The organism is Acinetobacter sp. CIP 64.2, from assembly GCF_000369645.1.
In the GTDB taxonomy this organism is placed as follows: Bacteria; Pseudomonadota; Gammaproteobacteria; order Pseudomonadales; family Moraxellaceae; genus Acinetobacter.
This window is the reverse complement of record NZ_KB850121.1, coordinates 944,714-950,942: the sequence shown is the minus strand read 5'-3', so window position 1 is coordinate 950,942 and position 6,229 is coordinate 944,714. Positions and strand designations below refer to the sequence as shown.

Below are 6,229 nucleotides of genomic sequence, written 5' to 3'. Positions count from 1 at the left end.
TTCCCGAACTCAGAAGTGAAACCTCTTAGCGCTGATGGTAGTGTGGCACTTGCCATGTGAGAGTAAGTCATCGCCAGCTTTTAAATACTAAACACCCCCAACATAACAGTTGGGGGTGTTTTTTTATTGGGAAAATATAATTTAATATCTAAAAAGACGTAAATAAGAAATGCTATTAGGCCTGATATGATTTTCCATACACTTTTATTTGCTATCGGAAGCGCCTATTTAGGGTTTTTAATGATATATCCATTTGTTTTAATTAGATTTGACTAAAAATACTTCATTTTATCCTAATCCTTGCCTAAAATACATTCAATTTGAATTGAGCCTTTGCTATGCAGTTTAAAATTATCGCAGCCCGAGACCTAGAGCCACAACAGCGACAACAGATTGCCAAGTTGTGTTTTGCTGCTTTTGATGAGGATCCTTGGAGCCAATATGCTTTCATGCAAACAGCTACTCATCTCGTCGGTATCTTGGACGAAAAAATTGTATCGCATGCCCTATGGACAGATAGAGTTTTCACTATTCATGGTAATCATCAGGTAAAAACTGCTTATGTTGAATACGTGACGACTGATGAAATGATGCGGGGTAAAGGATTAGCATCACAATTATTAAGATATTTGGTCGATGCCTTAACTCGCTTGGGTTATGAACTTGCCGCATTACAGCCTGAAAATGATGCATTCTATAAAAAATTAGGCTGGACTTCTTGGTTGGGGGATTTATATATTCAGCAAGATAGGTCTACTTATCTGACCGATGAGAATGAAATCATGCTGTATCCATTGAGTATTCAACTGAAAGAGTTGCCGTCACGTAGTACAGCTGATGATACGATTTGCGCTGATTGGCGAGAAGGTGAGCTCTGGTAATCCCTAGCTTAATCCACAACCCTGACTGAAATTATGCTAATAAGAGGCATATATAAAGATAGAATTAGATATAGTTTGATTTAAAAATAAAAAAAATTTGTTAGCAGAATGAGATTAATTGCTCATTTAATCTTTTATATCATTGAAGATTATAACTTTTCATAAATCTTAACGTTTTCTGCTTTTCTCCTTGGCTGACAAGCCTATAATGATTGAGAATCATTCCAAATCTAATAAGGAAATAACATGTCGACCGATCAACAATTTCCAGTACCTGCCAACCTAGGTATCGCAGTTTATTCCAATAATGCCGAAGCGATTGGTAATACACCTTTAGTTCGTATTAATCGTCTGATCAAAACAGGCGCAACTGTACTGGCAAAAGTTGAAAGCCGTAACCCCGCATTTTCAGTGAAATGCCGTATTGGCGCAGCGTTGATCGCAGATGCGGAGAAACGTGGTGTACTTAAAGCAGGTATGCATATTGTGGAGCCAACCAGTGGTAATACAGGGATTGCATTGGCGTTTGTTGCGGCAGCCAAAGGTTATCCGATTACCTTAACAATGCCAGCCAGTATGAGCTTAGAGCGTAGAAAGGTGTTAAAGGCATTAGGTGCACATCTGGTGTTGACTGATCCTGCCAAAGGCATGAAAGGTGCAGTAGATGAGGCAGTTCGTCTAGCAACGGAAAATCCAGAACAATATTTCTTGCCACAGCAATTTGAAAATCCAGCCAATCCACAGATTCATGTTGATACCACCGGTCCTGAAATCTGGCAGGCTACCAATGGTCAAGTTGATATCTTGGTTGCGGGTGTAGGAACGGGTGGTACCATTACTGGGATTTCACGTTATTTTGAGCAAGTTCAGAATAAGCCGCTCTATTCAGTTGCTGTTGAACCCGCCGAATCACCCATTATCACTCAAACCAAACGTGGCGAAAGCATCACCCCTGCACCCCATAAAATCCAAGGCATTGGCGCGAACTTTATTCCTAAAAACTTAGACCTTGATTTGGTTGATGAAGTATTACCTGTGAATAGCGCAGATGCGATTGAGTGGGCAAGAAAGTGTGCAACACAAGAAGGCATCTTGGTCGGTATCTCGAGTGGCGCAGCATTAGCGGCGGCAGCGCAAATTGCTGAACGTCCTGAAAATGCAGGCAAAACCATTGTGGTGATCTTGCCTGATAGTGGCGAGCGTTATTTATCTTCAGTGTTATTTGAAGGTTTATTTGACGACGCTTAATTTCATTCTTCAGCTCATAAAAAAACCATGCCTAAGCGCATGGTTTTTTAGTCTTAATTGATTTTAAAGTGCTTTCTTTAGGGTTTTTTCGTGGCGTTTGACGGAGCGTGCATATTTTTTGGCTTTATGGCGGGTCCAGAAACTGCGTTCATAGCCGGTTGGTCCGACATTGTAATAGGCCACAGCTTTAGACCAGCTACCTGCTGATCTGTAGTAAGTCGAGAGTACATGTGCACCACAGTTAATATTGACATTCTCATCATAGAGATTGCCTGGGCAGGACTGACGCCAATGACTGGAAATGATTTGGGTTAAGCCTATTGCACCTGTGGGTGAACGGGCCGCACTATTGTAGTTGGATTCTTGGCGGATCAGAGCTGCGAGCAGTGTAGGTGAGACTTCATAACGTTCAGCACTTTGAATGATTATCGGCGATAAGCGATTGGCGGTCGTCGGGGAAACCGAATAGGCATTTTGTAAGCCTGATGAAAGCTGATTTGAGCGATTGGCAAAGGAGCCACTTAAACTACTACAGGCAGATAGACTGATTGCAAGCACAACAAGGCTGATCTTTAAAATGATGAAGGCGAACGGTTTAAAGGCCGTGTGTTGATCAGATGAAGTTGATGTGATGTGCAAAACCAAGACCCGATACCAAACAAAATTATAAGGATGGTATGCACTCGGTTTAGGGGAGTCAATAGCAGTTATTTTACCGTAATGATTGGACTCGACCTGAACATAAAAAAGCCCCGACATCCTGTCGAGGCTTTCTCATATTTGGTTTCTTGCCGCCAACTCCTGTCAACGACCACATCCAGTGTTTCTTGTTGTTCTGAATGAGACATCCTATCTCTGTATGATGAACAGATTAGGGCAATTGTGCCATCTTAGATATTCGCGAATCACCACAGTTTATGTAGGTTTTGACTGACAACAATACATTATAGCGCTGCTTTTAAGCTTTGTTCATGCCGTTTAACCGAGTTGGCATAGCGTTCAGCTTGCTGGCGCATATAGGGACTTCTTCGATAACCTGTAGGTCCAACATTGTAGTAGCCAAGTGCTTTTGACCAATCGCCTGTGGATTGATAATAGTTCGCTAAAATGTAGGCACCACAATTGATGTTGACGTGTTCATCATATAAATCACCAGGACAGAACTGTTGCCAGAATTTTGGTCGGACTTGGGTTAATCCGACCGCATCAGCTGAAGAACGTGCACGAGTTCTATAGCTGGATTCTTGACGAATCACGGCTGCAAGCAAATGGGGTGAAATATTATGGCGCTCGGCCGTTTGCAGAATGATCGGTGCAACGCGATTTGCCGTTGTTGGTGAAACTGAAAAAGCACTTTGAATGCCTGAAGCAAGCTTTTGAGAGTGATTAACTGTAGCAACTTTGGTGCTGGTACAAGCCACAGTGAGATAAGTACTAAAAACAATGAGAGTTAATTTGGCAAAAGAGATTTGAAAACAAGAAAAAGAAAATTTGTTGTAAATTATCATCGTGAAACAATTTGACCATCAAATATAAAAAACATGCGGATGGTAGGGAGCAAGTTGATGTGAGTCAATGTAATCTGTTTGGGTAAATCGTTTAATTTTAGCTATTCAGCTGAAGAAAAAAGCCCCGATCTCCTGTTGAGGCTTTCTCCGATAGGGTTGGTTGCCGTTCATTCCTGTCAACGAGCAGGTTTTGTGTGTCTTAGTTGAACCGTTGCAATAGCTGAGCCATGAGGTATAAACCGCAACCGAAAATAGCGTGATTGAGCAGACTTCGAAGGCTGTTTTGCAAGGGGTGTGGGGTTTTGGATGAAGCAATCCCCGCACCCATGGCGGGTTGCATGATTAGAAAAGGCATGAGCACCGTGATCAGACCAAAACAAAAAGCGGAATAAAATTGGGGCTGTAACAGCCATTGTTTGCCTATCATTAAAATAAAGCCAAATGCAAACAGGATGCCGACACTGTAATGCGCCAGCCAACCCAATGCATATTCATGTCGAATGGCGGGGCTTTGGGCAATCGATTGATGCCGAAATTTGCCGCGAAGCATCCAGCCGACCCAACGACCCAGCAGGGTAAAATTTAAGATGGGCTGATTGAGTTTTTTTAAAACTAGAAGCCATAAATCCATGAGGATGGTCGTACCAATCCCGAGACAAAATATTTGAAAAAACAGTTCGACAGTTTGCATTTTTACACCTTGATTTTTTCTATACAAAAAGAGATAAAGACAGTGTGCAAGTTCAAGTCAACTTGAAGTCAAGGTGGATGTATGGATATTGGTGAAGTTGCAAAAAAAGCGAATGTTGCAACATCGACACTACGTTTTTATGAAGAAAAAGGTTTGATTAAATCGATTGGTCGTCATGGCTTACGCCGACAATATGGCAAACAAGTTTTGGATCAATTGGCATTGATTGCTTTGGGGCGGACAGCAGGTTTTTCCTTAACTGAAATTGCACAGATGTTTGATCAAGATGGTCAGCCTCAATTAGATCGAAACATGTTGAATAAAAAAGCGGAACAACTTGAACAGATGATGCGGCGGTTGCATTTTATCAGTGAAGGACTTCGACATGCAGCCATTTGTCCCGCAGCACATCATCTGCAATGTCCAACCTTTCAAAAGTTGCTTAAAGCTGCAATTGCCGGGGAATATCAGCCGACCAAACTTTAGAATAGGATATGGTGACAATTGGTTGCGCTTAGAGAGAAAAACCAAGCGTGATTGTCATCTTTTCGCCATAAAGACTTCATTTTATTGCAGTAAAAGCGTCATAAAAACTTGTTTAAATTTGTCTAATTTTTACCAAACGTATAAAACAATGAACAAGAAAACTTTATTGGCCTTATTTTGCTGCACAGCTTTGGGTTTAACCGGCTGTAATGATGACAATAATAATCAAGACCAGAATACCTCGACAGACCCAGTCACTGAACCGACATTGGTCGCTTTTGCTAAACTTCCTGTGGCTACTTATGCCGCTGGACCCGATTCAGGTCTAGCCGTCAGTGGCGCCAATGGCATTTATCCACCTTTCAAAGGGCAGCCTGTCCAAGGCTTTTCAGCCGCGTTGAAAAATGCTGATGGTAGTTATATGGCCATGGCCGATAACGGTTTTGGTACACAGGAGAATTCAGCCGATTTCTTATTAAGAATTTATAAACTCAAAGCTGACTTTAAAACCAAGAGCAAAGGGACAGGACAGGTACAAGTACAAAGTTTTATCCAATTACGAGACCCAAATAAATTGGTTCCTTTTGAGATTGTAAATGGCAATACGCCAGAGCGATTATTGACTGGGGCGGATTTCGACCCTGAATCCATGCAGCGTGCGCCTGATGGTAGTTATTGGATCGGTGAGGAATTTGGTCCTTATTTACTACACTTCTCTGCAGATGGAGTGTTACTTGATGCACCGATTGGATTGCCAAATCCAATGAATCCAGCGCAAGAATTACGTTCGCCGCAAAATCAATTGAATAAAGCCAAGATCAATTATGTTGAACCCTTGGTTGGACGCAGTAGTGGTTTTGAAGGCATGGCGATTTCACCAGATGGCAAGTATCTGTATCCATTGCTAGAAAAGCCTCTCGTCAATGACTCGACAGGCAGATTACTGATCTCCCAATTTGATCTACAGAAAAAGACCTATACAGGTGTTTATTATTGGTTTGTACTGGATAGTAAAGCCACCAATATTGGAGATTTCCAATTATTCAATGACAAAGAAGGTATCATTATTGAACGTGATGTCAGCCAGAATAATCTGGGCGGCTATAAAAAGCTGATCCGAATTAAATTCAATGAGCCGAAGCAAGCCGTCGCACGTGAAGATCTGGTGGATTTAATGAAAATTGCCAATCCAAATGGCTTGTATGGCACTGCACGGACTGGTGATATCGGAACAGGTAAGGTGTTTGCTTTCCCATTTGAAACCATTGAGGATGTGATCATTGAAAATGCTACGACTTTGACGGTACTGAATGACAATAACTTCCCTGGTTCTTCTGGACGGAATGCTAAACTCGCGGATGATAATGAAATCATTCAGATTCGCTTGCCCAAAGCATTATTTTAAACATTAGGTA

General features: G+C 41.7%; 7 protein-coding genes. 4 read left to right on the top strand and 3 right to left on the bottom strand.

Features of this window, described 5'->3' with window-relative positions; translation table 11 throughout:
* Nucleotides 1–338: 338 nt before the first annotated feature.
* Both F895_RS11935 and cysK read left to right on the top strand, forming a co-directional pair.
* Nucleotides 339–881 carry a GNAT family N-acetyltransferase gene (locus F895_RS11935; RefSeq protein WP_005240353.1) on the top strand — a complete coding sequence of 181 codons (543 nt, stop codon included), beginning with the start codon at nt 339–341 and terminating at the stop codon, nt 879–881.
* A gap of 246 nt (nt 882–1,127) precedes the next feature.
* Nucleotides 1,128–2,129, top strand: a complete 1,002-nt coding sequence (gene cysK, locus F895_RS11940) for a cysteine synthase A (RefSeq protein WP_005240351.1) — start codon at nt 1,128–1,130, stop codon at nt 2,127–2,129.
* Between the two features lie 63 nt (nt 2,130–2,192).
* On the opposite strand, the gene F895_RS0118860 is transcribed toward cysK, so the two are convergent.
* The 3 genes from F895_RS0118860 to F895_RS11950 all read right to left on the bottom strand — a co-directional run bounded on the left by F895_RS0118860 (nt 2,193) and on the right by F895_RS11950 (nt 4,328).
* Nucleotides 2,193–2,711 carry a lytic transglycosylase domain-containing protein gene (locus tag F895_RS0118860; RefSeq protein ID WP_026040139.1) on the bottom strand — a complete coding sequence of 173 codons (519 nt, stop codon included), beginning with the start codon at nt 2,709–2,711 and terminating at the stop codon, nt 2,193–2,195.
* A gap of 362 nt (nt 2,712–3,073) precedes the next feature.
* The gene (locus F895_RS11945; RefSeq protein WP_005240347.1) at nt 3,074–3,637 is read right to left on the bottom strand and encodes a lytic transglycosylase domain-containing protein; all 564 of its coding nucleotides are present in this window, start codon (nt 3,635–3,637) and stop codon (nt 3,074–3,076) included.
* 199 nt (nt 3,638–3,836) lie between these two features.
* The gene (locus tag F895_RS11950; protein WP_005240345.1) at nt 3,837–4,328 is read right to left on the bottom strand and encodes a DUF2938 domain-containing protein; all 492 of its coding nucleotides are present in this window, start codon (nt 4,326–4,328) and stop codon (nt 3,837–3,839) included.
* Between the two features lie 81 nt (nt 4,329–4,409).
* Between F895_RS11950 and F895_RS11955 the strand changes: the two genes are divergently transcribed.
* On the top strand, nt 4,410–4,814 hold the full coding sequence (locus F895_RS11955) for a helix-turn-helix domain-containing protein (RefSeq protein WP_005240343.1): 405 nt from the start codon (nt 4,410–4,412) through the stop codon (nt 4,812–4,814).
* A 148-nt stretch (nt 4,815–4,962) separates the two neighbouring features.
* Nucleotides 4,963–6,219 carry an esterase-like activity of phytase family protein gene (locus tag F895_RS11960; RefSeq protein ID WP_005240339.1) on the top strand — a complete coding sequence of 419 codons (1,257 nt, stop codon included), beginning with the start codon at nt 4,963–4,965 and terminating at the stop codon, nt 6,217–6,219.
* Nucleotides 6,220–6,229: the final 10 nt, after the last annotated feature.